At 73.6% G+C, this 26,543-nt stretch carries 22 protein-coding genes; 11 read left to right on the forward strand and 11 right to left on the reverse strand.

Annotated elements, in window-relative coordinates; translation table 11 throughout:
• Window positions 1-93: 93 nt before the first annotated feature.
• A complete protein-coding gene (locus BS73_RS19180; RefSeq protein WP_037574171.1) occupies window positions 94-540 on the reverse strand; it encodes an SseB family protein in 447 nt (148 codons plus the stop codon).
• Between the two features lie 164 nt (window positions 541-704).
• Between BS73_RS19180 and BS73_RS19185 the strand changes: the two genes are divergently transcribed.
• Both BS73_RS19185 and BS73_RS19190 read left to right on the forward strand, forming a co-directional pair.
• Complete coding sequence (locus BS73_RS19185; protein WP_037574174.1) at window positions 705-2,534, forward strand: acyl-CoA dehydrogenase; 1,830 nt, start codon at window positions 705-707, stop codon at window positions 2,532-2,534.
• A gap of 108 nt (window positions 2,535-2,642) precedes the next feature.
• Entirely contained in the window at window positions 2,643-3,956 is a 1,314-nt protein-coding gene (locus BS73_RS19190; RefSeq protein ID WP_037574177.1) for a M18 family aminopeptidase, read from the forward strand.
• Between the two features lie 204 nt (window positions 3,957-4,160).
• On the opposite strand, the gene BS73_RS19195 is transcribed toward BS73_RS19190, so the two are convergent.
• A complete protein-coding gene (locus tag BS73_RS19195) occupies window positions 4,161-5,999 on the reverse strand; it encodes an NHL domain-containing thioredoxin family protein (RefSeq protein WP_037574181.1) in 1,839 nt (612 codons plus the stop codon).
• 274 nt (window positions 6,000-6,273) lie between these two features.
• Here BS73_RS19195 and BS73_RS19200 point away from each other — a divergent pair, with 274 nt between their 5' ends.
• The 6 genes from BS73_RS19200 to BS73_RS19225 all read left to right on the forward strand — a co-directional run bounded on the left by BS73_RS19200 (window position 6,274) and on the right by BS73_RS19225 (window position 11,466).
• Window positions 6,274-7,332: an LPXTG cell wall anchor domain-containing protein gene (locus BS73_RS19200; RefSeq protein ID WP_037574184.1), complete on the forward strand. Its 1,059-nt coding sequence runs from the start codon at window positions 6,274-6,276 to the stop codon at window positions 7,330-7,332.
• Window positions 7,333-7,483: 151 nt separating this feature from the next.
• Complete coding sequence (locus BS73_RS19205) at window positions 7,484-7,987, forward strand: LURP-one-related/scramblase family protein (protein WP_037574188.1); 504 nt, start codon at window positions 7,484-7,486, stop codon at window positions 7,985-7,987.
• Between the two features lie 70 nt (window positions 7,988-8,057).
• Entirely contained in the window at window positions 8,058-8,771 is a 714-nt protein-coding gene (locus BS73_RS19210; RefSeq protein WP_037574191.1) for a response regulator transcription factor, read from the forward strand.
• Window positions 8,768-10,300, forward strand: a complete 1,533-nt coding sequence (locus tag BS73_RS19215) for a sensor histidine kinase (protein ID WP_235215457.1) — start codon at window positions 8,768-8,770, stop codon at window positions 10,298-10,300. The genes BS73_RS19210 and BS73_RS19215 overlap by 4 nt, the downstream gene beginning before the upstream one ends.
• 60 nt (window positions 10,301-10,360) lie before the next feature.
• Entirely contained in the window at window positions 10,361-11,191 is an 831-nt protein-coding gene (locus tag BS73_RS34825) for a hypothetical protein (protein WP_051940112.1), read from the forward strand.
• Window positions 11,188-11,466 (forward strand): hypothetical protein, encoded by a 279-nt coding sequence (locus BS73_RS19225; RefSeq protein WP_037574194.1) that lies wholly within the window; start codon window positions 11,188-11,190, stop codon window positions 11,464-11,466. The genes BS73_RS34825 and BS73_RS19225 overlap by 4 nt, the downstream gene beginning before the upstream one ends.
• A 64-nt stretch (window positions 11,467-11,530) precedes the next feature.
• Here the strand turns inward: BS73_RS19225 and BS73_RS19230 are convergent, their stop codons facing one another.
• Complete coding sequence (locus BS73_RS19230; RefSeq protein ID WP_037574197.1) at window positions 11,531-12,328, reverse strand: carbon-nitrogen family hydrolase; 798 nt, start codon at window positions 12,326-12,328, stop codon at window positions 11,531-11,533.
• A 128-nt stretch (window positions 12,329-12,456) separates the two neighbouring features.
• On the opposite strand from BS73_RS19230, the gene BS73_RS19235 reads away from it, so the two are divergent.
• A complete protein-coding gene (locus BS73_RS19235; protein WP_037574200.1) occupies window positions 12,457-13,284 on the forward strand; it encodes a maleylpyruvate isomerase family mycothiol-dependent enzyme in 828 nt (275 codons plus the stop codon).
• A gap of 99 nt (window positions 13,285-13,383) precedes the next feature.
• Here the strand turns inward: BS73_RS19235 and BS73_RS19240 are convergent, their stop codons facing one another.
• The 6 genes from BS73_RS19240 to pdhA form a co-directional block, all read right to left on the reverse strand.
• Window positions 13,384-14,730 (reverse strand): MFS transporter, encoded by a 1,347-nt coding sequence (locus BS73_RS19240; RefSeq protein ID WP_084704760.1) that lies wholly within the window; start codon window positions 14,728-14,730, stop codon window positions 13,384-13,386.
• Between the two features lie 145 nt (window positions 14,731-14,875).
• Entirely contained in the window at window positions 14,876-15,496 is a 621-nt protein-coding gene (locus tag BS73_RS19245; protein ID WP_037574203.1) for a GntR family transcriptional regulator, read from the reverse strand.
• Window positions 15,497-15,553: 57 nt separating this feature from the next.
• Window positions 15,554-16,594 (reverse strand): M64 family metallopeptidase, encoded by a 1,041-nt coding sequence (locus BS73_RS19250; RefSeq protein WP_051940113.1) that lies wholly within the window; start codon window positions 16,592-16,594, stop codon window positions 15,554-15,556.
• A gap of 113 nt (window positions 16,595-16,707) precedes the next feature.
• Window positions 16,708-18,189 (reverse strand): dihydrolipoamide acetyltransferase family protein, encoded by a 1,482-nt coding sequence (locus tag BS73_RS19255; protein WP_037574206.1) that lies wholly within the window; start codon window positions 18,187-18,189, stop codon window positions 16,708-16,710.
• Between the two features lie 21 nt (window positions 18,190-18,210).
• Window positions 18,211-19,191 carry an alpha-ketoacid dehydrogenase subunit beta gene (locus tag BS73_RS19260; RefSeq protein ID WP_037574209.1) on the reverse strand — a complete coding sequence of 327 codons (981 nt, stop codon included), beginning with the start codon at window positions 19,189-19,191 and terminating at the stop codon, window positions 18,211-18,213.
• A gap of 2 nt (window positions 19,192-19,193) precedes the next feature.
• Window positions 19,194-20,426 carry a pyruvate dehydrogenase (acetyl-transferring) E1 component subunit alpha gene (pdhA, locus tag BS73_RS19265; protein ID WP_037574212.1) on the reverse strand — a complete coding sequence of 411 codons (1,233 nt, stop codon included), beginning with the start codon at window positions 20,424-20,426 and terminating at the stop codon, window positions 19,194-19,196.
• 374 nt (window positions 20,427-20,800) lie between these two features.
• Here pdhA and BS73_RS19270 point away from each other — a divergent pair, with 374 nt between their 5' ends.
• Both BS73_RS19270 and BS73_RS19275 read left to right on the forward strand, forming a co-directional pair.
• Window positions 20,801-21,505 carry a response regulator gene (locus BS73_RS19270; protein WP_051940114.1) on the forward strand — a complete coding sequence of 235 codons (705 nt, stop codon included), beginning with the start codon at window positions 20,801-20,803 and terminating at the stop codon, window positions 21,503-21,505.
• A gap of 99 nt (window positions 21,506-21,604) precedes the next feature.
• The gene (locus BS73_RS19275) at window positions 21,605-22,780 is read left to right on the forward strand and encodes a phosphotransferase (RefSeq protein WP_322987283.1); all 1,176 of its coding nucleotides are present in this window, start codon (window positions 21,605-21,607) and stop codon (window positions 22,778-22,780) included.
• Window positions 22,781-22,857: 77 nt separating this feature from the next.
• Here BS73_RS19275 and BS73_RS19280 read toward each other — a convergent pair whose 3' ends face one another.
• Together BS73_RS19280 and BS73_RS38810 are read right to left on the reverse strand one after the other, a co-directional pair.
• Window positions 22,858-24,600, reverse strand: a complete 1,743-nt coding sequence (locus BS73_RS19280) for a protein kinase domain-containing protein (RefSeq protein WP_063837021.1) — start codon at window positions 24,598-24,600, stop codon at window positions 22,858-22,860.
• Between the two features lie 160 nt (window positions 24,601-24,760).
• Window positions 24,761-26,512, reverse strand: a complete 1,752-nt coding sequence (locus BS73_RS38810) for a protein kinase domain-containing protein (RefSeq protein WP_084704191.1) — start codon at window positions 26,510-26,512, stop codon at window positions 24,761-24,763.
• Window positions 26,513-26,543: the final 31 nt, after the last annotated feature.

Below are 26,543 nucleotides of genomic sequence, written 5' to 3' on the forward strand. Positions count from 1 at the left end.
TTCTGGCTGTGCCTCCAGGCTAGCAGAAGGTTGAACCTTCAACCATGGGGTCGGCATTCCCGGCTGCCCGACCCGGTCTCGCGATCCGGCCGCCTAGCCGTACATCCGGCGCATGGTGAAGTCGACCAGCTGCTCGACCGCCTTGGCGTCGAAGACCATCCGGTGGTCGCCCTCCATGTCGAGGACGAAGCCGTAGCCGGTCGGCAGCAGGTCGATCACCTCGGCGCCGGTGACGGCGAAGTACTTGGACTCCTTGCCGGCGTACCGGCGGAGCTCCTTGAGCGAGGTGAACATCGGGATCACCGGCTGCTGGGTGTCGTGCAGCGCCAGGAAGCCGGGCCGGTCGCCGCGCGGGCAGTACACCTTCGACGTGATGAAGACGGACTGGAAGTCGTCCACCGTCATCGCGCCGCCGGCGAACGCCCGCACCGCGTCCGCCAGGGACGGCGGGGAGGGCTCGGGGTACGCCGGCTGCTGCGGCTGCCCCGGGTAGCCGGGGCCCGGTCCGGGATGGGGGGCGGTCTGCTCGTAGCCGTACACGGAGCCAAGGCTAGCGAGTCCCCGCGCGCCCCATCGGCCCCCAGGGGTTGAAATAAGTTACCCCCGGGTAGCATCATGGGGAGCTACTGAGTGGTAGTAGGCATCCGCAGCGGCGGCCGATACGCGGCGCGGAATACGCAGCGAACGCAGAACCGGAGAGCGTGATGGGTCACTACAAGTCCAACCTCCGCGACGTGGAGTTCAACCTCTTCGAGGTCCTGGGCCGCGACGAGGTGTACGGGAACGGTCCGTACGCCGAGCTGGATGTCGACACCGCCCGCAGCATCCTCGGCGAGATGGCCCGGCTGGCCGAGAACGAGCTGGCCGAGTCCTTCGCGGACATCGACCGCAACCCGCCGGTCTTCGACCCGGCGACCAACACCGCGCCGATCCCGGACACCTTCAAGAAGAGCTACCAGGCCTACATGGACGCCGAGTACTGGCGCCTGGGCCTGCCCGAGTCGATCGGCGGCACGGTCTCCCCGCGCTCGCTGCACTGGGCGCTGGCCGAGCTGATCCTCGGCGCCAACCCCGCCGTCTGGATGTACGCCTCCGGCCCCGGCTTCGCGCAGGTCATCGCCGAGGAGGGCACCGAGGAGCAGCTCAAGGTCGCCCAGCTGATGGTCGACAAGCGCTGGGGCTCCACCATGGTGCTCACCGAGCCGGACGCCGGCTCGGACGTCGGCGCCGGCCGCACCAAGGCGATCCAGCAGGCCGACGGCACCTGGCACATCGAGGGCGTGAAGCGTTTCATCACCTCGGGTGAGCACGACATGGCCGACAACATCGTCCACTTCGTGCTGGCCCGCCCCGAGGGCGCCAAGCCGGGCACCAAGGGCCTCTCCCTGTTCCTGGTCCCGAAGTACGACTTCGACTGGGAGACCGGCGAGCTGGGCGAGCGCAACGGGGTCTACGCCACCAACGTCGAGCACAAGATGGGCCTCAAGGCGTCCAACACCTGCGAGATGACCTTCGGCGCCGAGCACCCGGCCAAGGGCTGGCTGCTGGGCGAGAAGCACGACGGCATCCGGCAGATGTTCCGGGTCATCGAGTTCGCCCGGATGATGGTCGGCACCAAGGCCATCGCCACCCTCTCCACCGGCTACCTGAACGCCCTGGAGTACGCCAAGGAGCGGGTGCAGGGCCCGGACCTGGCCGAGTTCATGGACAAGGCCGCCCCGCGGGTGACCATCACCCACCACCCGGACGTCCGCCGCTCGCTGCTCACCCAGAAGGCGTACGCCGAGGGGATGCGTGCCCTGGTGCTGTTCACTGCCTCGGTGCAGGACGACATCGAGTCGGCCGCGCTGCGCGGCGAGCGGGACGAGGCCGCCGAGCGGCTGAACGACCTGCTGCTGCCGATCGTCAAGGGCTACGGCTCGGAGAAGTCCTACGAGCAGCTGGCCCAGTCGCTGCAGACCTTCGGCGGCTCCGGGTACCTCCAGGAGTACCCGATCGAGCAGTACATCCGGGACGCCAAGATCGACACCCTCTACGAGGGCACCACCGCGATCCAGGGCCAGGACTTCTTCTTCCGGAAGATCGTCCGGGACCAGGGCCAGGCGCTGACCGCGCTCAGCGAGCGGATCCAGAAGTTCCTCGGCGAGGCCGCCGGCGGCGAGGCGCTGGCCCCCGAGCGGGAGCTGCTGGCCAAGGCCGCGGGCGACCTGGAGGCGATCGTCGGCGCGATGCTGAACGACCTCTCCGCGGTCGAGAAGGACCCCAAGAACATGTACAAGGTCGGGCAGAACACCACCCGGCTGCTGCTCGCCTCCGGCGACGTGGTGGTCGGCTGGCTGCTGCTCCGCCAGGCCGCGGTCGCCCAGGAGAAGCTGGACGCCGGGACCTCCCCCAAGGACAAGTCCTTCTACCTCGGCAAGGTCGCCGCGGCCAAGCACTTCGCGCGGACCGTGCTGCCGGCCGTCCGGCCGCAGCGGCTGATCGCCGAGCGGGTGGACAACGAGCTGATGGAGCTCCCGGAGGAGTCCTTCTGATCCCACGCGCCCAGCGCTGGACCAGGCGGCCCCGCGTCCCGGCTCACGCCGGGCGCGGGGCCGTGCGCGTAGGATCGGTGCCCCGCTCGGCCTAGAACTGGAGTTGCCTTGAGCCCCGCCTTCGACCGCGGCCACACCGACGATCTGATCGCCTACCTGGCCGCCAGCCCGTCCCCGTACCACGCGGTCGCCTCGGCGGCGGACCGGCTGGAGAAGGCCGGCTTCCGGCGCGCCGAGGAGACCGCGGCCTGGGGCGGCGGCAGCGGCGGGCGGTACGTGGTCCGCGGCGGCGCGCTGATCGCCTGGTACGTCCCGGCGAACCTGGCGGACCGGGCGGAGGCGCCGTTCCGAGTCGTCGGCGCGCACACCGACTCGCCCAACCTGCGGGTCAAGCCCAAGCCGGACTCCGGCGCGGCCGGCTGGCGGCAGATCGCCGTGGAGATCTACGGCGGGGTGCCGCTCAACACCTGGCTGGACCGGGACCTCGGGCTCTCCGGCCGGCTGGCCCTGCGGGACAGCTCGACCCGGCTCGTCCAGATCGACGAACCCCTGCTGCGGGTACCGCAGTTGGCGATCCACCTGGACCGCGGGGTGAACGACGGGATGACGCTGGACCGGCAGCGGCACGTGAAGCCGATCTGGGGCCTCGGCAAGCCCGAGGAGGGCGAGCTGGTCCGGTACGTGGCCGAGCGGGCCGGGGTCGAGGCCGGCGACGTCCTCGGCTGGGACCTGATGGTGCACGACCTCCAGCCGCCGGCCTACCTCGGGCGGGACCGCGAGCTGCTGGCCGCTCCGCGGCTGGACAACCTGCTGTCGGTGCACGCCGCCACGGCGGCGCTGGCGCGGGTCTCCGACCAGGGCGAGCGGGGCGACGAGGGCGGCCAGGAGCTTCCGCACATCCCGGTGCTGGCCGCCTTCGACCACGAGGAGAACGGCTCGACCTCGGACACCGGGGCGCAGGGGCCGCTGCTCGGCAACGTGCTGGACCGGGTGGTCTTCGGGCGGGGCGGCTCGCCGGAGGACCGGGCGCGGGCGCTGGCCGGGACGGTGTGCCTGTCGTCCGACATGGGGCACGCCGTCCACCCCAACTACGCCGAGCGGCACGACCCGGACCACCACCCGCTGCCGAACGGGGGGCCGATCCTGAAGGTCAACGTCAACCAGCGGTACTCGACGGACGGCGTCGGGCGGGCGGTCTTCGCGGAGGCCTGCGAGCGGGCCGGCGTGCCGTGGCAGACCTTCGTCTCCAACAACGCGATGCCCTGCGGGACGACGATCGGCCCTCTGACCGCCGCGCGGCTGGGCGTCTCCACGGTGGACTGCGGGATCGCGGCGCTGAGCATGCATTCCGCGCGCGAGCTGTGCGGGGCGGAGGACCCGGCGTATCTGGCCTCGGCGGTCAAGGCGTTCCTGGAGGGCTAGCGCCGGCTGCCCCGAGCGCAGCGCCGCAGGCGCAGTAAGGGGCGCGGGGAACTGCGCGCCCAGCCGTCGACTGCCCGCGGTCGGCAGCGGAGTCCGGGTTGCAACCCAGTGGCCGTCGCCGAGTGCGGCAGGCTGCGCCGCTGGGCGCGCAGTTCCCCGCGCCCCTTACTCGCGCCTGCGGCGCTGCGCTCGGGGCGGGAAGACTCAGGCCGTAGCGTCCATTCCGGCCAGGACCAGCGGGAGGCGGGTCGCGCCCGCAGGGGTGACGTGGACGGGGACGCCCCAGTCCTGCTGGTGGACGTGGCAGGCCGGGAACTCGACGTCCTCCGCGTCGTCGCAGCTCGCGGCCATCGCGGAGACGTGGAGGACGCCCTCGGTGACGCCGTCCGCCAGGACGATCTCGCGGCGGAGCGCGGAGTCCGCCCCCGCGCCGGAGGCGATCAGCTCCGGCGGCGTGGAGGAGATCAGCAGCCGCGTCGAGGGCCCGTAGCGCTCGTCCAGCTTCTGGCCGGTCGGTGCCGTGAAGACCACGTCCACGGTGAACGCCCCGGCCGCGACCTCGGTGGCGGGACGCTGGGTCCGGTGCGCGGCGGACTCGACCTGGACGGCCTCCTCCGGGAGGCGCATCCGGGTCAGCCGGTGCCGGGCGGACTCGATCACCACGATGTCCTCGCCGGCCAGCACCGCGCCCGACGGCTCGCGCAGATCCGTGGCCAGGGTGGTGACCTGCCCGGTCGCCGGGTCGTAGCGGCGGAGCGCGTGGTTGTAGGTGTCGGCGACGGCGACCGAGCCGTCCGGCAGCGCGGTGACGCCCAACGGGTGCTGGAAGAGGGCCTGTTCGGCGTCCCCGTCCCGGAGGCCGAAGTCGAAGAGGCCGGTGCCCACCGCGGTGTGGATCTCGTGGGTGCCCGCGTCCACCCAGCGCAGCGCGGAGGTCTCGGCGTCGGCCAGCCACAGCCGGTCCCCGGTCGCGTCCGCGGCGAGACCGGAGGGCTGGGCGAACCAGGACTGCTCGGGGGCGCCGTCGACCAGGCCCTCGTTGGTGGTGCCGGCCGCGGCCGCGACCGTGCCCGCCTCGGGGTCGTAGGTCCACAGCTGGTGGACGCCGGCCATGGCGATCCAGACCCGGCCGTCGAACCAGGCCACGTCCCAGGGCGAGGAGAGGTCGATCTCGCGGGCCGGGCCGGAGGTCGGGGAGCCCTGCCACCACTGGCGGCCGGTGCCGGCCACCGTGCTGACCCGACCGGTCGTCAGGTCCAGTCGGCGCAGGGCGTGGTTGACGGTGTCCGCGACGATCACGTCGCCGTCCGGGAGCAGTGCGAGACCCTGCGGCTCGCTGAACCTGGCCTCCTCGGCCGGGCCGTCGGCGAGCCCGCGCTCGCCGTCGCCGAAGCGGCGGAGCACCGTCTCGCCGTCCTCGGCGAGCTCGGTGACCGAGTGGTGGCCGGTGTCGGCGACCAGGTAGCGGCCGTCGTCCAGGCGGAGCGCCTTGCCGGGGAAGCGCAGCGCGCCGGGCTGCGGCTCCGGCGGCACGTAGGGGGAGTCGCCGCGGCGGAGGGTGCCCTTGGCGGCGTGCTCCTCCTCCAACTCCTCGACCAGGGTGGCGAGGGCGTGGGCGTGCCCCTCGCCGGCGTGCTGGGCGACGACGTAGCCCTCGGGGTCGATGACGACCAGGGTCGGCCAGGCGCGGACCGCGTACTGCTTCCAGGTGGCCAGGTCCGGGTCGTCCAGCACGGGGTGGTGGACCTCGTACCGGTCGACGGCGTCGACCACGGCCTGGTGCTCGGCCTCGTGGACGAACTTGGGCGAATGGACGCCGACGATCACCAGGGTGTCCCGGTGCTTCTCCTCCAGCTCGCGGAGCTCGTCCAGGACGTGGAGGCAGTTGATGCAGCAGCTGGTCCAGAAGTCCAGCACCAGGATCCTGCCGCGGAAGTCGGCGAGGGCGAGCTCCGCTCCGCCGGTGTTCAGCCAGCCGCCGCGGCCGGCGAGTTCGGGTGCCCGGACGCGGGCGCGGCGGGGGGAGGGAGCGGAAGCGTTCATACCCACAAGGGTGCCAGTTCCCGGATACCGGACGGTGGGGGCGGGGGGCCGGTCAGGGCGACTGTGACGTCCGTCACCGGCATCCGGCTGCTTTCGGCCAGTTGTCCGCTCTTTGCTCGACTTTGCCGCTGTCCTGGCTGGTCACGGGACGGATACGACCGATTGAGCAAGGTCCTGTGAAAATCCTATGACCCCTATCATCAGGGCACTCGCCGTATCGCGCCGGTGACGCGACGGCGTCTCTCCTCTCTTTCTGACCCAGAACGAGGTCTTCATGAAGCTTCGCCGTGCCCTGGTGACGGTGGCATCCACTGCCGCCCTCCTTCCCGCGGCGCTGGCGGCGGCCCCCGCGGCCTTCGCCGATGACTCCGGCAGCACGCCGACGGTGTCCGCCACAGCGACGGACACCCCCACCGCGTCCGCCACCACCCCGCCGGCCGAGACCGCCACCACGCCGGCCGCCTCGGCCTCCGCCGACCCGACCGGCGCCGCCTCCCCGTCCGCGAGCGCCACCGGCACCCCCGGCGGCACCGGCCCCACGGCCACCGGCTCGCCGACCGCCGGCGGCACCCCCACCGCCCCGGCCTCGGCGACGGGCACCCCGACCGCCGACCCGACCGCGTACTGCACCGACCAGAACCAGGCGTACCAGGCCGCGCTGAAGATCTCGGTGGCCGGTCTGCCGGGCCGGATCGCCCGCGGCAGCGGCTGGCACGTCTTCAAGCTCACCCTGGACAACCCCACCAAGAAGTCGATCACCGGGGTCGACCTGGTCGCGGGCGTCTTCAACCCGAACAGCGGCGACCCCTTCGCGGACAAGCAGCTCAAGCTGCAGGCCTACGACTGGGACGCCAAGCAGTGGTTCGACGTGGGCGACAGCTCCTCGAGCATCGGCTACCTCGGCCCGGGCGACCTGCCGGCGAACACCTCCGCGGACGTCAGGCTGCGGCTGAACGTCGAGTCCGCCGCTCCGCTCGGGCTGACCGTGGCCCTCGGCTACGGGGCCTACCCGGACAAGGCCGACGACTGCATCGCCGAGGCCTCCGGCATCGAGAAGTTCAAGGTCGTCTCCGCGGGCAGCGGGACCGGCGGCACCGCCACCAGTGAGCCCGGCGGCCAGGTGCCGCCCCCGGCCCGCCAGGCCTCGGACGACAGGACCAAGAACCACGCCATCCCGGCCAGGACCACGCAGGCGGCCCTCACCGGCTCGCTCGCCCACACCGGTTCGCCCTCCCAGCTGCCACTGATCGGCGGGATCGGCGGGGCCGCGATCGTGGCCGGCGCCGGCGCGCTCCTCGTGGTGCGCCGCCGGAAGGCCGGCTCGGCCGTCTGACGGTAGGTCAAACGGCGCTGAGGCCGATCGCGTAGGGTCGGCCCCTTTCGAGGGGCCGGCCCTGCGCCGTTCGGGGACACCACCGGATCGAACCGCGGAGCGCGGGGAAGGCGTCTCTCACCTTGAAGCCACCAGAAGGGCAGGGCGAGACGTGAAGTACCTGATGCGGGAGCGGATCTTCGGGATCGGCGACGACCACTGGATCACCACCGAGCACGGGGACAAGGCCTTCCTGGTCGACGGCAAGGCCCTGCGCATCCGGGAGACCTTCGAGCTCAAGGACCCGTCGGGCGAGAAGGTCGCGGTGATCAAGAAGAAGCTGGTCTCGGTCCGGGACGCGATGGTGATCGAACGGGACGGGGAGACCCTGGCCACCGTCAAGAAGAAGCTCTTCACCCCCTTCCGGGACGTCTACGAGGCGAAGCTCGCGGACGGCCGCGAGCTGGAGGTGCACGGCGACTTCCTCGACCACGAGTTCGACATCGAGGACGACGGCCGCCGGGTGGCCCGGGTCTCCCGGAAGTGGTTCTCCATCCGCGACACCTACGCCATCGACATCCCGGACGAGATCGCCTACGAGGACGTGGCCGTGCTGCTGAGCGTCGCGGTCTGCGTGGACCACCTCAACGGCGAGGAGCACGGGCGGAACGACTGAGGCGGCGGGATCCGACCGGTTTCAGGATTCTCCGGTCCGCGGCTTACCCCCGCGTGCTAGAACCCCGGCCATGACTGCCCGGGTACTGGTGGCCGACGACGATCCCGCGATCCTGCGTTCGCTGGACCGCGGCCTGCGGCTGAACGGCTTCGCCGTATCGCTGGCCGAGGACGGGCGTTCCGCGCTGACGCAGATGCGGACGGACCCGTCCGCGTCCGGCGCGGAGCCCCGGCCGGGGGCCCGTCCGGACGTCCTGGTGCTGGACGTCTCCCTGCCCGACATCCGGGGTACCGACGTCTGCCGGCGGCTGCGCGCCGACGGCGACGACACCCCCGTCCTGATGCTCTCCGCCCTGGACGAGCTGGACGACCGGATCGCCGGACTCCAGGCCGGGGCCGACGACTACCTGGTGAAGCCGTTCGCCCTGCAGGAGCTGGTGCTCCGGCTGCGGGCGCTGCTGCGCCGCCGCCCGGAGCCAGAGGACCGGCTGCGGGTGGGCCCGCTGGAGGTGGACCCGGCCACCCGGACCGTGCGCTACCTGGAGGCCGAGGTACCGCTCACCCGGCGGGAGTTCGAGCTGCTGGAGGTGCTGGCCAGGAACGCCGGCCTGGTGCTGAGCCGGGACCAGCTGCTGGACCGCGTCTGGGGCTACGACTTCGACGTCCGCAGCGACGTGGTGGACACCTTCGTCAGCTATCTGCGCCGCAAGCTGGAGGCGGACGGCAGGCCCCGGATCGTCCACACCGTGCGCGGGGTGGGTTTCAGCCTCCGGGACCCCTCGTGAGGGCGCGCGGACGCGGGGGCGGCGGGACGCGGCTCTCCACCCGGGTCGCGCTGGGCACCACCGCGGTGGTGGCGCTGGTGATGCTCTTCGCCGGGACGCTGCTGCTCGGCCTGGTCGGCCGCGCCCTCCACGACGACCAGGACGCCCAGCTGCGGGACCGGGCCGCCGCCGTGCTGCCCTACGCGCGCAACGCGATCCGGGCCGCCGAGACCGGCCGTACCCGGGCCGAGGCCGGTCAGCAGCGCCGGGTGGCGGCCTCCGCGCTGGACGTCGGGGTACGGCTGATCGGCCCCGACGGCACCGTCCTCCTCGCCGAGGGACCGCAGCCGGACAACGGGTTCGCCGTCCCCGCCGGCAACCTGGGCAGCGCGGTGACCGAGCGGGCCGACGGAAACTCCTGGCGGCTGCTCGGCTCGCGGGTGACCGGGACCGGCGGCGGCGCCCTGTGGCTCTTCTCGCCCTCCGCCCAGGTGCGGGACCAACTCGCCATGGTCCGCGAGCGGCTGATCCTGGCCGGGCTGATCGTCGCCCCGCTGGCCGGACTCCTCTCGCTGCTGGTGACCGAGCGGGTGGTCCGCCCGCTGCGGCTGCTCCAGCAGCGCACCAGCGGACTCGACCCGCGTACCGGCGACACCACCAGGCTGCAGCTGGACCCGACCCGGATCGCCGAGGTCGACGACCTGGCCCGCACCCTGCAGACCGTCCTCACCCGCTACCACGAGCAGGCCGCCCGCACCGGCGAGGCGCTGGAGACCGCCCGGGCGTTCGCCGCCTCGGCCTCCCACGAACTGCGCACCCCGCTGATGAGCATGCGGACCAACCTGGACATCCTGGCCGAGCATCCGGAGCTCGGCCAGACCGACCGCGCCGAGGTGCTCACCGACCTCCGGGCGGAGCACGCCCGGCTGCTCGACCTGCTGGTGGCGCTGCGCGCGCTGGCCCAGGGCGACCTGGTCGAGGAGGACGCCTTCGCCCCGGTCGACCTGGTCGAACTCGCCGACGCGGCGGTGCGGGAGGCCAGGCGGCGCTGCCCGCCGGCCCGGATCGAGCTGCTGGTCGCCCCGGGGCCCGAGGGCGCGGGCGCGAACGCGGCCGCCGGCCTGGCCGGCTGGGCGCCGGGGCTGCGGATGGCGCTGGACAACCTGCTGGCCAACACCATCGCCCACGGCCACGTCCCGGGGCTGCCGCCCGAGGTGGTGATGACGGTCGGTCAGGACGCGGTGGCCGGAGAGGTCGTGGTGACCGTCGACGACGCCGGGCCCGGGATCCCGGAGGCCGAGCGGGCAGCCGTCTTCCAGCGCTTCCACCGGCGCAGCGGCAGCGGCGGCTCGGGACTCGGGCTGACCCTGGTCGCCCAGCAGGTGGCCCTGCACGGCGGCACCGTCCGGATCGGGGTGCCGCCGGAGGAGTTCGCCGGCGGGCGCGGAACCAGGATCGAGGTCCGGCTGCCGGTCGCGTACGGTACCGGACTTCCGCATGCCCGCGCCTGGTTGACCGGAACACAGGAAAACCACAAGGTGCGTTCCTAGCTTCCCGGCCTCGAACTCCCCACCAGTACCGGGGGGAGTCGACGTTGGAGGAGGCACTTCATGCTTCGTCGCAACATCCGACTGGCCAGCGGAATGGCCGGGCTCGTGCTGACCGGCTCCCTGCTGGGCGGTACGGCCACCGCGTGGGCGGACGCCGTCCCCGGCGCCACCCCGAGTGCGATGGCCGGCTCCACGGCCACCGCGATGCCGACGATGTCGGCGTCGGCGCCGATGTCCTCGATGCCGGCGAGCGCGTCGCCGACGGCCACCGCCACCACCGCCCGGCCGCACTGGTGCGCCGGGGTCACCGCGCTGGAGCGCCGCATCGGCCGGGAGATCCGCCGGCTGGAGGCGGGTTCGTCCACCCGGGGTTCGATGGCCTGGACGCGGCACCACTGGCAGCTCAGCGTCCACGGCCACCACGCCATGCGGGCGCAGGAGTTGGCGCGGCGGATGGCCTGGCGCCGGCAACTGCTCGGCGTCCTGCTGACGGTCCAGCGCGAGCTGCGCTGGGTCGCGAACTGGTGCGGCGGCGGCACGATGCCGACGGCCATGCCGACCGGCACGATGCCGACCGGTACGACCGCCTCGCCGGGCATGGGGATGAGCGCGAGCCCTTCGCGCAGCGGCATGCCGGCCCCGATGCCCAGCGCCGGCGGCATGAACGGGGGCACGAGCGGCGGCATGAGCAGCGGCATGAACGGGGGCCAGAGCGGGGGGACGAACGGGGGCCAGAACGGCGCCATAAACGGCGGTGGCATGAACGGCGGTGGCATGAACGGCGGCTCCCCCGGCGGCGGCTCCATGGCGCACGGCCCGATGTCCGGCGGCGGCGCGGTCGCGCCCACGGACCCGTCCATGATGACCGGCCGCACCGGGAGCCACTCATGACCTCGCGTCAGTACCGCCTCCGGGTGACGGCCGCCGCGCTGGCCACCGTCCCCGTGCTCGCCCTCACCGGCTGCATGCCGCACACCGCCAAGGCCGGCTCCAGCCGCCCGGCCGGTACGGTCTCGTCGCCGTCCGCCCCGATGTCCGCCCCGGCGGCCGCCGGAGCCGGGATGCCGGGCGGCGGGGCCGCGCCCAGCGATCCGGCCGCGATCGTCCGCCAGGCCAGGAGCGCGGCGGCCGCGGCCGAGTCGGACGCCGCCAACGCCCAGGGCTGACGGGCCGACCGGCGGACCTCCCGCCGTCGGCTCACCGACCCCCGCCGAGCCGGATCGCGCCGCCTCAGCGCCGGCTCGGCGGGACCACTCCCAGGACCCGGTCGCGCAGCACCGGGAAGGCCTCGCGGGCCTTGGCGACCGCGGCCGGGTCCAGGTCCACGGTGAGGACCTCCTCACCGTCCCCGGCCTCGGCCAGCACCTCGCCCCACGGCCCCACGACGATGCTGTGCCCGCCCTGCGGGACACCGCCGTTGCTGCCGGTGTCGTTGCAGCCGAGGACGAAGACCTGCTCCTCGACGGCCCGCGCGCGGGCCAGCAGCGTCCAGTGGTCGATCCGGCGGGCCGGCCAGGCGGCCGGGACCACCAGCAGCTCGGCCCCGGCGTCCAGCAGGCCCCGGAAGAGCTCGGGGAAGCGCAGGTCGTAGCAGGTGGCCAGGCCGAGGGTGCCGTGCTCGGTGGAGGCGGTCACCAGCTCCTCGCCGGCCGCCATCCGGATCGCCTCGCCGCGGTCGAAGCCGAAGCGGTGGATCTTCCGGTAGGTGTGGGTCAACTCCCCGTCGGGGGCGAAGAAGAGGGAGGTGTTGTAGATCGGGCCGTCGGGATCGCGTTCCACGATCGAACCGGCGTGCAACCAGACCCCGGCCTCCCGGGCGGCGGCCGACATGGCGTCCGCGGTGGGTCCGTCCAGCGGCTCGGCGGCGTCCGACCAGGCGTCCGCGGCGAACCCGCCGACCGGCCACAGTTCCGGCAGGACCACCAGGTCCGAGCCCCGCTGCTGACGGATCAGCGCCACCGCGCGCTCCCGCCGGGAGTCCGCCGGCTCCCCGTCGGAGACGTCCATCTGGACAAGTGAGGCGCGCACGGTACCACCCTCCACGTCAACCCGGACCACAGTTTCCGCTGATAGATCACCCGAAAGCGCCGCCCGGGCGACCGCTGACAGCGTAACCTGCCGTACGCGCTGAGGACCGTAGTCGAGGGGTCGTAACCGTGACCGACAAGCTCACCGTCCAGAGCTATATCGATGCCTGGACCCACACCATAGAGTCGATCTCCGAACTGGTCGCACCGCTTGCCGAGGGGGAATGGAACCGCCCCACGGAGTGCCCGTTCTGGTCGGTGCGAGACGTGGTCTCCCATGTGATCGGCATGGAGCTGGAGCTGCTCGGCGATCCGCGCCCCATCCACACCCTCCCCCGTGATCTCTTCCATGTGGACAGCGAGTTCGCCCGCTACACGGAGATACCGGTGGACACCCGGCGCTGCCACACCGCTCCGGAGATGACCTCCGAGCTGGAGTACACCATCATCCGCCGCTCGCGGTCGCTGCGGAACGCGACCACCGGCCCGGACGACCAGGTGCGCTGGCCGATGGGCCCGCTGAGCCGGGAGGTGCCGTACCACCAGCTGCTGCGCACCCGGGTGTTCGACGTGTGGATGCACGAGCAGGATCTGCGCCGGGCGCTGCGCAGCCCCGGCAATCTGGACTCGCCGGCCGCGTTCGTCTCCCGCGAGGTGCTGGTGGAGGCGCTGCCGAAGGTGGTCGCCCGCAGGGCGGGCGCGCCGGCCGGTACGACGGTGGTGCTGGACGTCCACGGGCCGATGGAGTTCATGCTGACGGTGCGGGTCGACCACGACGGCCGCGGCTCGGTCAACGAGCATGTGCCGCTGGCGCCGACGGCGCGGATCGCGATGGACTGGGAGACCTACATCCGCCTCGCGGGCGGCCGGATGCCGGCGGCGCAGGCGCAGGTGAAGACGGATGGCGACGAGGAGCTGGCCGAACGCATCCTGGAGCGGTTCGCGATCACGCCGTAGCGGCATCGGCGCTTCGCCGGCGGCGGCTGCGGTGCGGGCGCGGGCGGCCCGCAGCCGGGCGGCCCGCAGCCGCCGACCGGCCGTCCGTCGACCGGCCCGTCAGGCGTCCGCGAGTCCCTCGCGCTGACGCGGGATCGACACCGCCACGGCGTGGCCGACGCGGAACTCCGCCTCCCGCGCCGCCGCGCGCCGGCGCAGGCGGAGGATCTGCGAGAGCCCCAGCGCCATCGGCAGGTACAGCACCCAGAACGCCAGATGGAACGCGTGCGCCGGGTAGTGGCCGCCGCCCCCGCCGGAGGCGTCCAGCAGGACGCCGATCGTCAGCAGACAGAACATCGTCGCGATGAATCCGCCCATGTTGACGATCCCCGAGGCCGTCCCGATCCGCTCGGGCGGGTTCACCGGCCGCGCGAAGTCGAGGCCGACGATGGACGCCGACCCGTTGCTGCCCATCCAGGCGCACAGCACGGTCAGCAGCCACACCGGAGCATGCGGCCCCGGCCAGGTCAGCACCACCGCCCACAGCACGCCGGTGACCGAGACGACGGTGAGCACCAGCGGCAGCCGCAGCGAGTGCCGCCGCGAGAGCAGCTGCCCGAAGAGCAGCCCGCAGGCCATGTTCGAGACCACCACCAGGCTCAGCAGCGTGCCGGCGGTGCCGGCCGGCAGCCCCTGCCCGTCCTCCAGGAACGGCTCACCCCACAGCAGCAGGAAAGTCATCGCCGGGAACTGCGAGGTGAAGTGGGTCCACAGCCCGATCCGCGTCCCGGGCTCCGCCCAGGCCGCGCGGATCAGCGGCAGCACCGGCGGCCGCGGCTCGGTGACCGCCTGCGCGGCGGCCCGGTCGCGGCCCCGCCCGCGCCCCCGCCGGAACCCGTGATGGTCCGGCGAGTCCCGGAGGAAGAGCAGCACGACAGCGAGCAGCCCGACACCGATCACCCCCGTGACACCGAAGGTCGCGGTCCATCCCGCGCTGTGCAGCACCCGGGACAGCACCGCGGTGCTGACCAGGTTGCCGCCCATCCCCACCAGAGCCGTGAGCTGGGCCATCAGCGGGTTCCGCCGCGGCGGGAACCACAGTGCGCCCAGCCGCAGCACGCTGACGAAGGTCATCGCGTCCCCGCAGCCCAGCACCGCCCGGGAGATCAGTGCCGGGGCGAAGCCGGACGAGAAGGCGAAGCCGAGCTGCCCGGCGGTGAGGAGGACCAGCCCGAGGCTGAGCACCCGGCGCGGCCCGATCCGGTCCACCAGGAGGCCCGCCGGTATCTGCATGGCCGCGTAGACCAGCACCTGGAGCAGCGAGAAGGTGGAGAGCTGGGAGGCGCCGATGTGGAAGCGGACGGCGGCGTCGAGCCCGGCCACGCCCAGGCTGGTGCGGTGGACGACGGCCAGGACGTAGACCGCGACGCCGATCCCCCAGGCCGTCCAGGCTGCCGGGCCGCCCAGCCGGTCGGCGAACCCGCCGGGGCCGGCCGCCGGGCCCGCCGGGCCGTGGCTCCCCCCGGTGGTCGGTACGGCGGCCGTGCCGCCGGTGGGATCCGGTATGCCGGGTACGCCCGGCTGCTTGCCGGGCACGCTCGCGGACACGGAGTCAGCTCCTCAGCAGGGTGTCGACGCGTCCGACGTGCTCGCGGACGCGGTGGTCGGCCAGGTCGCGGTCCCCGGCGCGGAGCGCCTCCAGGATCGCGGAGTGGTCGGTGAGATTGGACCGGACCCGCTCCGGCCGGGCGCGCATCACCTCGACGCCCATGCGCAGCTGGCGGTCCCTCAGCTGGTCGTAGAGGTGCTCGATGATCTGGTTGCCGGCCTCGGCGACGATGGCGTGGTGGAACGCCCGGTCGGCGGTGGAGGCGCCGAGGAGGTCCCCCCGGGCCACGCAGTCCCGCTGCTCGTCGAGCAGCTCCTGGAGCCGCTGGAGCAGCGCGGCCGGCGCCGGGATGGCCTTCTGCACGGCATGCCGCTCGACCAGCAGCCGGGCCTCCACCACGTCGGCGATCTCCTGCGCGGAGACCGGCAGCACCAGGGCGCCCTTCTTCGGGTAGAGCTTGATCAGCCCCTCGGCCTCCAGCCGGAGCAGGGCCTCGCGTACCGGCGTGCGTGAGACGCCGACGACGTCCGCCAGCTCGCCTTCCACGAGGAGGGTGCCCCCGGCGTAGCTCCGGTCCAGTACGGCTTGCTTGACATGGGTGTAGACCCGATCGGCTGCGGCCATGATGCATCGATCATAGATGCAACACGTATACCCCTGGTGGGCGGGGTCCGGGCCGGCTCAGCCGGCCAGCGTCCAGCGGAGGGTGCGGGTCATGTAGCGGGCGCGGAAGCCCTCGTCGCGGACCCACGGAGTGGTGTCCCGGACGGTCGCGGTGACCGTGCCGCCACGGGGCAGGCGCCCGGTCGGCAGCAGGTCGCCGGTCCCCGCCCAGCGGCCGTCGACCCGCCACACCACCCGGGCGTCCGGCACCGCGGGCCGGACCCGCAGCAGCGGCCGCCCGGTCACCGTCCCCTCCGCCGGCCAGGCCGCGTCCACCGGGGACACCTGGCGGTAGAGGCGCTCGATGATCGCCTCGCGGGAGGGGAGGTTGTAGGGGTGGCCGAGGTCGCGCATCACCGAGTCCCGGGTCGGCCGGTAGAGGCCGTTGCCGCTGCGGTAGGCGCCGACCCGGCCGCCGCTGGGGTCGGCGGCGCCCAGCCAGCGCCACCACTTGACGTGCTCCCGGCGCATCTGGCCGGCGTTCGCGGTGGAGACGTTGGGGTAGTCGTCCTCGGCGGGCGCGGTGTCGTACTCGTCGCCCAGGCCGCCGAGGGTGTGCCCGAACTCGTGCTGGACCACCTGGAGCGCCTGCGGGCCGCCGGCCGAGAGGGTGGTGATCCCGTCGTCGCCGCCCTCTCCCCCGTAGATCCGGGAGTTGGCGAGGGCGATCACATAGCGCGGGCCGGGGACCGTGTCGGCGTACCGGTCCACGGCGTCCGTGTCGGCGCAGAGCAGCCGGGCCATCCCCTCGCAGCCGAAGCGCATGCCGAGGGGGGAGCCGGAGCGCAGGCCGGGACGCGGGGAGACCACGTCGATCCGGCGGATCCGGAAGAGCCTGCGATAGCGGTGGAAGGGTTCGATGGAGCTGAGCGCGGCCCAGACCGCCCTCACCTGCCGCCGGTAGAGCGGCAGTTCGGAGCGGGTATAGCCGTCGCCGACGAAGACCAGGGAGATCCTGTTGCCCGCGCGCTCGGCCCCGCCGGCCGAGGCCGGCACCAGGCAGCCGAGCAGCAGGCCGAGGACCAGGGCGACCGCGGCCGACCCGAGCGTCCTGCGCAAGAGAGACCCCTTCCTACGGCCGAAACCGAGGAAGGGGTACCCCTATTATCTGACGATCTGTCAGCGCTTTGCGTTTATCACTGGACCGGCGTAGCCGCCCGGCCGCGGTTCCCTCACGACCAGGTGAGCAGCCGCTTCGGCCGCTCCAGGATCGCCGCCGTGTCGGCCAGCACCTTGGAGCCCAGCTCGCCGTCGACCAGCCGGTGGTCGAAGGAGAGCGCCAGCGTGGTGACCTGACGCGGCACCACCTTGCCCTTGTGCACCCAGGGCAGCTCGCGCACCTGGCCGACGGCCAGGATCGCGGCCTCCCCCGGGTTGAGGATCGGCGTCCCCGAGTCCACTCCGAAGACCCCGACGTTGGTGATGGTGATCGTGCCGCCCTGCATGTCCGCCGGCGCGGTACGGCCCTCCCGCGCGGTGGAGATCAGCGAGCCGAGCGCCTCCGCCAGTTCGGGCAGGGTCTTCGCCCCGGCGTCCTTGATGTTCGGGACGAGCAGCCCGCGCGGGGTGGCCGCGGCGATGCCGAGGTTCACCGCGCGGCGGTGGACGATCTCCTGGTTGGCCTCGTCCCAGCGGGCGTTGATCTCCGGGTTCCGGCGCACGGCGACCAGCAGGGCGCGGGCGATCAGCAGCATCGGGCTGACCCGCAGCCCCGCGCCGAGCTCGCCGGTCTCCTTGAGCTTCCGCACCAGCTTCATGGTGCGGGTGACGTCCACCTGGACCCACTCGGTGACATGCGGTGCGGTGAACGCGGAGGCCACCATCGCCTGCGCGGTCGCCCGCCGCACCCCCCGGATCGGGACCCGGACCTCGTCCTCCACCGCGGCCCCGAGCGCCGGAGCGGCGGACTGCCCGGCAGGCGCCGCCTCCTCCACCGGGGTGCCGGGAGCCGCAGCCGAGGCGTTCGCCGCCGCGAAGGCCCGCAGGTCGTCACGGGTGACGGTGCCCTCGGGGCCGGTCGGGGGCACCACGGAGAGGTCGATCCCCATGTCCTTGGCCATCTTCCGCACCGGCGGCTTGGCCAGCGCCCGGCCGCCGCCCACGGGCGACGGCGCGGCCGGGGCGGCCGCGGCGGCCGCGGCGGCCGGAGCCGGGGTCTCGGCACCGGACGGCACCTGGGCCGGAGCCGGGGCCTCCTGCGCCTGCCCGGGCGGCGTCAGCTGGACCTTCCGCGGACGCCTCCGCGCCGAACCGCTCCGCGGTCCGTAGCCGACCAGCACGGCCTGGCGCTCCTCGGCCTCCGGCTCGGCGGCGGCCGCCGCGCCGTCGGCGGCGGGGGCCTGCGCCTCCTCGGCCGGGGCGGCGGCGCCGGCCCCGGCGGGACCGTCCACCTCCACGGCGATGATCGACGTCCCGACGTCGACCATGGTGCCCTCGGGGAAGTGGAGCTCGCGCACCACCCCGTCGAACGGGATCGGCAGCTCGACCGCGGCCTTGGCGGTCTCCACCTCGCAGACGACCTGGCCGTCGTGCACCCGGTCGCCGGGGGCCACCATCCACTTGAGGATCTCGGCCTCGGTCAGCCCCTCGCCCACGTCGGGCATCCGGAACTCGCGCACACCCGCGGCGGCGCCGGCAACAGCAGTCGTAGTCATGGCGTCTCCTCCGAAGCCCACTCAGAAGGCCATGGCGCGGTCGACGGCGTCGAGCACCCGGTCCAGATCCGGCAGGAAGGTGTCCTCCACCCGCGACGGCGGGTACGGCGCGAAGAACCCGCCGACCCGCAGCACCGGGGCCTCCAGCGCGTAGAAGCACCGCTCGGTGAGCCGCGCGGCCAGTTCCGACCCCATACCCAGGAAGACCGGTGCCTCATGCACCACCACGGCCCGGCCGGTGCGCCGGACCGAGGCCTCCAGGGTGTCGAAGTCCACCGGGGAGAGCGAGCGGAGGTCGACCACCTCGATGCTGCGGCCGTCCTCCGCGGCCGCGGCCGCGGCCTCCAGGCAGACCTTCACCATCGGCCCGTAGGCGAGGAGGGTCAGGTCGGTCCCGGAGCGGACCACCCGGGCGTCGTGGAGGCCCGCGGGGGCCTCGCCGTCCGGGTCGACCTCGGCCTTGTCCCAGTACCGGCGCTTCGGCTCCAGGAAGATCACCGGGTCGTCCGAGGCGATGGCCTGCCGGAGCATCCAGTGGGCGTCCGCCGGGCTCGCCGGGGCGACCACCTTGAGGCCCGCGGTGTGGGCGAAGTACGCCTCGTGCGACTCGCTGTGGTGCTCGACCGCACCGATGCCGCCGGCCCAGGGGATCCGGATGGTGACGGGCAGCCTGACCTTGCCCAGCGAGCGGGCGTGCATCTTGGCCAGCTGGCTGACGATCTGGTCGAAGGCCGGGTAGACGAAGCCGTCGAACTGGATCTCCAGCACCGGGCGGTAGCCGCGCAGGCAGAGCCCGATCGCGGTGCCCACGATGCCGGACTCGGCGAGCGGGGTGTCGATCACCCGGTCCTCGCCGAAGTCCTTGTAGAGGCCGTCGGTCACCCGGAAGACGCCGCCGAGCCGGCCCACGTCCTCGCCCATGACCAGGGTCTTCGGGTCGGCGTCCAGCGAGCGCCGCAGCGCCTCGTTGAGCGCCTTCACCATCGTGTACTTCTCGGCCATCGTCAGTTCCCCTCCCCGGCGGGCGCGTCCGCGAAGGATGCGGCGTACGCCGCGTACGCCTCGCGCTCCTCGTCGACCAGGGCGTGGCCCTCGGCGTACACGTTCTCGAAGATCGACATCGGCGAGGGGTCGGGCATGTTGCGCACCCCGTCCCGGACCCGCCGGGCCAGCGCCTCCGCCTCGGAGTCCACGCCGTCCAGGAACGCCTGGTCGGCCCAGCCCTGGCGGACCAGGTAGGCCTTCACCCGCTCGATCGGGTCCTTCAGCTTCCAGGACTCCAGCTCCTCGGCCACCCGGTAGCGGGTCGGGTCGTCGGAGGTGGTGTGCGCGCCCATCCGGTAGGTGAACGCCTCGATCAGCACCGGGCCCTGGCCGCTGCGCGCGTGGTCCAGCGCCCACCGGGTCACGGCGAGGCAGGCCAGCACGTCGTTGCCGTCCACCCGGACGCCCGGGAAGCCGTAGCCGGAGGCGCGCTGGTAGAGCGGCACCCGGGACTGCTTCTCGGTCGGCTCGGAGATCGCCCACTGGTTGTTCTGGCAGAAGAACACCACCGGCGCGTTGTACACCGAGGCGAAGGTGAAGGCCTCGTTGACGTCGCCCTGGCTGGAGGCCCCGTCGCCGAAGTAGCCGATCACCGCGTCGTCCGCGCCGTCCTTGGCGATGCCCATCGCGTAGCCGGTGGCGTGGAGGGTCTGGGCCCCGATGACGATCGTGTAGAGGTTGAAGTTCTTCTCGTCCGGGTCCCAGCCGCCGTTGTTGACCCCCCGGAACATCCCCAGCAGGTTCAGCGGATCCACCCCGCGGCACCAGGCGACGCCGTGCTCGCGGTAGGTGGGGAAGGCGTAGTCGCCGGGGCGGAGCGCCCGGCCCGAGCCGACCTGCGCGGCCTCCTGGCCGAGCAGCGAGGCCCACAGCCCCAGCTCGCCCTGCCGCTGCAGGGCGGTGGCCTCGGCGTCGAAGCGCCGGACCAGGATCAGATCGCGGTAGATCGCCCGCAGCTCCTCGGGATCGACCTCCAGCGCGAACCGCGGATGCTCGACCCGCTCCCCCTCGGGGGTCAGCAGCTGTACGAGCTCGGTGTGCTGCCCGGACTCGGGTTCCCCCCCGGTCGGGGCGGCGGACTCCTCCGGCCTGGTGCTCCTGCGGGAGGCGGGCTTGGCGGGCTCGGAGCCCGCCGGCCTGCGCTTCTTGGAGCGGGCGGCCGAGGGTACCCCGGTCGTGCCGTCGACGGTCACGTTCACTCCTTGGTCTGTCCGGCCCCGGGGTCGCCGGTCGCCGGTCCGACTGACCCTCCAGTGACTTCTTTCGAGTCTTCCGCCTTCGGCGGGGAGGGCCGTTCCGTTCGCCGCGCCGGGTTGTGCACGGCTTCGCGGAACAGGCGGGTGGGGGGTGCTGCCCGACGCCTCCGCCGTGCACGTTACCCAGCAGGCGCGATCGGCGCCTCTGCGCTAGGACGTCCAACTTTCCGCTAGGACGTCCTACGAGCTGCGGCGGGTCGGATTCCATCCCCTACCCCTTGCATGCCCGATGGGGGCACCCGCGCACCGTATATCGGTGCCGGGCTGTGCGGTAGGCCGCCGGAACCACCGGGTTGTGGGAATCTTGACCCATGGCAGAAATCGGACAAAACGCCACGGGTGAGCAGTCCGCGCCGCACCCGGTGAAGGTCTTCCTCCTCGACGACCACGAGGTGGTCCGGCGCGGTGTCTACGAGATGCTCAGCGCCGAGGACGACATCGAGGTGGTCGGCGAGGCCGGCACCGCCGCCGAGGCGCTGGCCCGGGTCCCGGCCACCCGGCCGGACGTCGCCGTCCTCGACGTCCGGCTGCCGGACGGCTCCGGCGTCGAGGTCTGCCGGGAGATCCGCTCCCGACTGCCCGAGGTCAGGTGCCTGATGCTCACCTCCTTCTCGGACGACGAGGCGCTCTTCGACGCGATCATGGCCGGGGCGGCGGGCTACGTCCTCAAGGACATCCGCGGCAACGACCTCCTCTCCGCGATCCGCGACGTGGCCGCCGGCCGCTCGCTCCTCGACCCGTCCGCCACCAGCCGGGTGCTGGCCCGGCTGCGGGACGGCGGGGACAGGCCGGAGGACGCCGAGCTCGCCGCGCTCACCTCGCAGGAGCGGAAGATCCTGGAGCTGATCGGCGAGGGGATGACCAACCGGCAGATCGGCGGCCGCCTCCATCTGGCCGAGAAGACGGTGAAGAACTACGTCTCCAGCCTGCTGGCGAAGATGGGCATGGAGCGCCGCACCCAGGCCGCGGCCTACGTGGCCCGCCGCCAGGCCGGCGGCGGCCGCCCACTGCGCTGAGCCGGTGGGTCGGCGCCCCCCTCCCGGCCCCGTACAGCGGCCCGGACCCGCTGTCCAGCCGGAACAGAACACACGCGCAACGGCAGTACCATCTGCCCCGTGACGCACGGTCAGACGCGCGACCGCCGGGGCCGGTGGACGACCGGCGGACGGACCGCCCCCGGCACCGAGCGCGGGGACCCGGCCGTGCCGCCCAACCCGCCGCCGCCCGAGCCGCCCCCCGCCCCGCTGCCGCTGGAGGCCGTGCTCCGGCACTTCCGCGCCGGCGCGCCGCATCGCGCCACCCGGGTGGCGGAGGGGCTCCTCAACCGCGGCCACCGGGTCGAGACCAGCACCGGCCGCTGGTTCCTCAAGCAGTACGTGGACCCGCGCACCGCCGCCGCCACCACCGTCCTGGCCCAGCACCGGGCCACCGTCCGGCTGCACCGGCTGGGCCTGCCGGTCCCGCCGCCGGTCCGCTCCCCGCAGGGCGGGACCCTCCTCCAGCTGGACGGCTGCTGCTACGCCCTCTACCCCTGGATCGACGGCCGGCACCGGCACGGCACCGAGCTGACCCACGGTCAGTGCGAGGCGCTGGGTGCCCTGCTGGCCCGGGTGCACGCCGAGCTGGACCGGATGAAGCCGCCGGTCCCCCAGCCTGCGGCGCTGCCCTGCGCCGATCCCGCACGCACCGACCGCCTGATCCGCGACCTCCTCGAACAGGCCCGCGGCCGGAGCCGGACCCGTACCCGGAACAGCCCCGAACTCCCCTCGGAGCAAAGCGATTTCGACCGGCTGGCGGTCGAGCACCTGGCCCTCCGCCGTGAGCTCCTCGCCGCCCACGCCCACCGCCGCCCACCGGCCGGCCGGGCCCCCCGCACCGGCTGGGTGCACGGCGACTTCCACCCGCTCAACACCCTGTACGCGGCGGACGGGGTGAACGGGGCGGACCCGGCGGCCATCCTGGACTGGGACCGTCTCACCCTCGGGCCGCAGGCCGAGGAGGCGGTCAGGTCCGCCGCGCAGTTCTTCCACGACCGCCGCACCGGGGCGCTCGACCTCTCCCGGCTGCGCCGCTTCTCCCGCGCCTACCGGCAGGCCTCCGGCAGCACAGCCGAGTCGGTGGCGACCGCCGTCCACCGGGTGTGGTGGGAGCGGCTCAACGACTTCTGGATCCTGGAGTGGCACTACGCCCACGGCGACCGCCGGGCCGACCCGCTCTTCCCGGCCGCGGCCGCGCAGATCCTGTGGTGGTGCGAGGAGTACGAGCAGGTGCTGGACGCGTACACCAACTGAGGCGGCGGCCGGGCTCTGACGAGGACGCCCCCGGCCCTGGCACCAGGGTCGGGGGCGTCCTCATCGGAACTACCGGGTCAGGGGTTCGTGGCCGTGGCAGTCGGCGGCGGCGGGGTCGTCGGCGCCGCCGTCGTCGGAGCGGCGGTCGTCGGCGCCGCCGTCGTCGGAGCGGCCGTGGTCGGCGCCGCGGTCGTCGGAGCCGCCGTGGTCGGCGCCGCCGTGGTCGGCGCGGCCGTCGTCGGGTTGGACGTCGGCTGCTGGTAGGTCGGCTGCGCGGAGTGGGTCTGGGTCTCCGTCGGGCCGGAGGTCGGCGGCTGGGACGTGGCCGTGGTCGGCGCGGTGGTCGCGGTCCGCGTGGTCTGCTGGGTCGGCGACTTGCCGCCGCTGTGGGAGGTCAGCGCGAGGGCGATGCCGACGCCCGCCAGCACCACCAGCACGGCGACCACAGCCGCGATGATCTTGCCGCGGTTGCGTCCGCCGCCCCCGTCCCGCCCGTAGCCGTCCTCGTCCCCGCCCGCTCCCCCGGCGCCCTGGTAGGCGCCGAGCACCTGGGTGCCCTCGACCGGGGTGGTCGGGGACATCCCCGGGCGGAGCGCCATGGTCGGCGCGGCCGCGGCGCCAAGCACCGTGGTGGGGACGCCGTTCTGGCCGAGCATCATGGTGCCGGTGCCGTCGTCCTGGCCGTGCATCACGCGCAGGGCGTGCTGGAGGTGGGCGCGGAACTCGTCGGCGGTCTGGTACCGGTCGTCCGGCTCCTTGGCCAGCGAGCGCAGCACCAGGTCGTCCAGCATCGCCGGCACCCGCGGGTTCGCCTGCGAGGGCGGCATCGGCGGGTCCTGGACGTGCTGGTAGACCACCGAGAGAGGGGTGTCGCCGGTGAACGGCGGGCGCAGCGTCAGCAGCTCGTAGAGCATGCAGCCGGTGGCGTACAGGTCGGACCGGTGGTCGACGGCCTTGCCGAGCGCCTGCTCGGGGGAGAGGTACTGCGGGGTGCCCATCACCATGCCGGTCTGCGTCATGGTGGAGGACGCCCCGGTGAGCGCCCGGGCGATGCCGAAGTCCATCACCTTGACCGCGCCCTGGGTGGTGATGATGACGTTGGCCGGCTTGATGTCGCGGTGGACGATGCCGTGCTGGTGCGAGTAGCCCAGCGCCTCCAGCACCCCGGCGATGATGATCAGCGCCTGGTCGACCGGCGGCGGCTCCTCGTCCACCAGCAGCTGGCGGACGGTCCGGCCCTCGACCAGCTCCATGACGATGTACGGCACGGTGTCGCCGCCCATCGCCTCCTCGCCGGTGTCGTAGACCGCGACGATGGCGTGGTGGTTGAGGGAGGCGACCGCGTGCGCCTCGCGCTGGAAGCGCTCGCGGGCGACGGTGTCCTCGGCGAGGTCCGCGCGGAGCAGCTTCACCGCGACCGTGCGGCCGAGCCGCAGGTCCTGGGCGGCGAAGACCTCCGCCATCCCGCCTCGGCCGAGGCGGTGGGTGATCTGGTAGCGGCCGTCGCCGACGGTCTGCGGGACCTGGGTGGGCGCGGAACGCGGATCGGCGCCTCCGGTGCTGCCCAGTCCGCTGCCCGGGGTGTCCGGACCGGCGGCCGTGGCGCCGCCGCCGGGGCCGTTGCCGCCCGACGGGGTGGGCGGGCCGGAGGGAGAGGCCGGCGGCCGGCCGTACTGCGGCTGCGGCCCCGAACCACCACCTCCGTACTGCGGCCCGGGCGTTCCGCCCTGGGGCGTGGAGGCATCCAAGGGGCGCCCGGCGGCTCCACCGCCGAGGCTGTCCCGGTTGCCGTCGCCTCCGGCGTGCTGCGTCTGTGCCATCACTCTCCGCCGTCGGTTCTCGACTCGGTCACATATACCCCAGTGAACGCTACCGCCTTCCCGGAGGGCGCGGAAACGCCCCTGGGGCCGGGGAAGACGGGACCTGAACCATTTCTTCCGGTTTCCTTCTCCATGGTGTGCAGCCTGCGGAGCCGCCGGATCACGGCGTTCCCGACGCGTTCGCGGCGACCACCGCGCCGATGATCACCAGGACCACTCCGATCAGGACGATCACCCCGACCACCACCCCGACCACGATCAACGCCGTGGAGCAGCCGTCCCTCCGCCGGGGAGTGGGCATCACCGGTCCGGCGCCCGGTACGGGGGTGGCCGGCCCGCCCGCCCAGGGCGGAGGCGTCGGAGCCGCGGACGGCGGGACGTAGGGCCCGGGCGCGCTCTTCGCCGCCGGCGCCGGACTCCAACCGGCCCGCGCACCGCCCGACGCTACCGGCGCCTGCGCCCCGGGCACCCCGAAACCGGGCGGCGGGGTGTGCGGGAAGCCGGGGGGCGGGGTGTGCTGGCCCGGGGGCGGGGTGTGCGGGAAACCGGCGGATGGAGCGCCCTGGCCCGGCGGCGGGGTGTGCTGACCTGGCAGCGGGGTGCCCTGCCCAGGGGGCATCGAGAAGCCCGGCGGCGGGGTGTGCTGACCAGTGAGTATCGAGAAGCCAGGCGGCGGGGTCTGCTGACCACCGGGTATCGAGAAGCCCGGCGGCGGGGTGCCCTGACCTGGCAGCGGGGTGGCCTGGCCTACGGGTGTGGAGAATCCCGGAGGCGGGGTGTGCCGGCCTGGTGGCGGTGTGGCCTGGCCGGGGGGCGTGGAGAAACCGGGCGGCGGGGTGTGGGTGCCGGGCGGCGGGGTGTAGGCGCCCGGTGGTGGGGTGTGGGAGCCCGGGGACGGGGTGTGGGCGGGCGGGGGTGGGGGTGGGAACTGCGTCCCTCCGGACAGCGGCTGGGGGCCCGGCGGGAGGGCGGCCGCCTCGCAGGCCGCTCGCATCTCCGCCGCGTTCTGGAAGCGCCGCTCCGGGTCCTTCTCCAGGGCCCGGGCGACCAGCGCGTCCACCGCCTGCGGAAGCCCGGACGCGTACCGGGAGACTGCCGGGGGCTGCTCCTGGACGTGGGCGTAGACGATGCCCAGCGCCGAGTCGCCCTCGAACGGCAGTCGCCCGGTGAGCAGTTCGAAGAGCAGGCAGCCCACCGAGTAGAGGTCGGACCGCCCGTCCACCGGCCTGCCGAGTCCCTGCTCGGGCGAGAGGTACTGCGGGGTGCCGACCACCATCCCGGTGCGGGTCATCGAGCCGGCCGCGGACTGCAGCGCCCGGGCTATGCCGAAGTCCATCACCTTGACCGAGCCGCGCTGGTCCAGCATCACGTTGCCCGGCTTGATGTCCCGGTGGACGAGGCCGTGCTCGTGCGCCTCGCCCAGCGCGGAGAGCACCTCGGCGGTGATCCGCAGCGCCCGGTCCACCGGCACCACCGGCCCGCCCGCCGGTCCCGCGGCCACCCCGCCCCGCGCCGCCAGCTCCCGGTCCAGCAGGTCGCGCAGCACCTCGCCGGAGACGTACTCCATCACGATGTACGGGATGTGTAGCCGCTCACCGGTCGCGTCGTCGACCACGACGTCCTCGCCGGTGTCGTGGACGTCCACGATGTTCGGGTGGTCGAGCCGGGCCACCCCGGTCGCCTCGCGCCGGAACCGCTCCCGGAAGCCGTCCTCCCGGCCCAGCTCGCTGTGGAGGACCTTCACCGCGACGTCGCGCTCCAGCACGGTGTCGTACGCGAGGTGGACGGAGGCCATGCCGCCCTGCCCCAGCAGCCGGCGGAACCGGTAGCGCCCCGCTCCCACGGTGCGCGCGGACCCGGGGGGTCTCGCTTCCTCAGCCCTGTCGGCGCCGTCCGTTCCGTCGGCCAGCATCGTGCCCCGTCCCCCTGTTGGCGATGTGACA

It is taken from the genome of Phaeacidiphilus oryzae TH49 (assembly GCF_000744815.1).
Classification (GTDB): Bacteria; Actinomycetota; Actinomycetes; order Streptomycetales; family Streptomycetaceae; genus Phaeacidiphilus; species Phaeacidiphilus oryzae.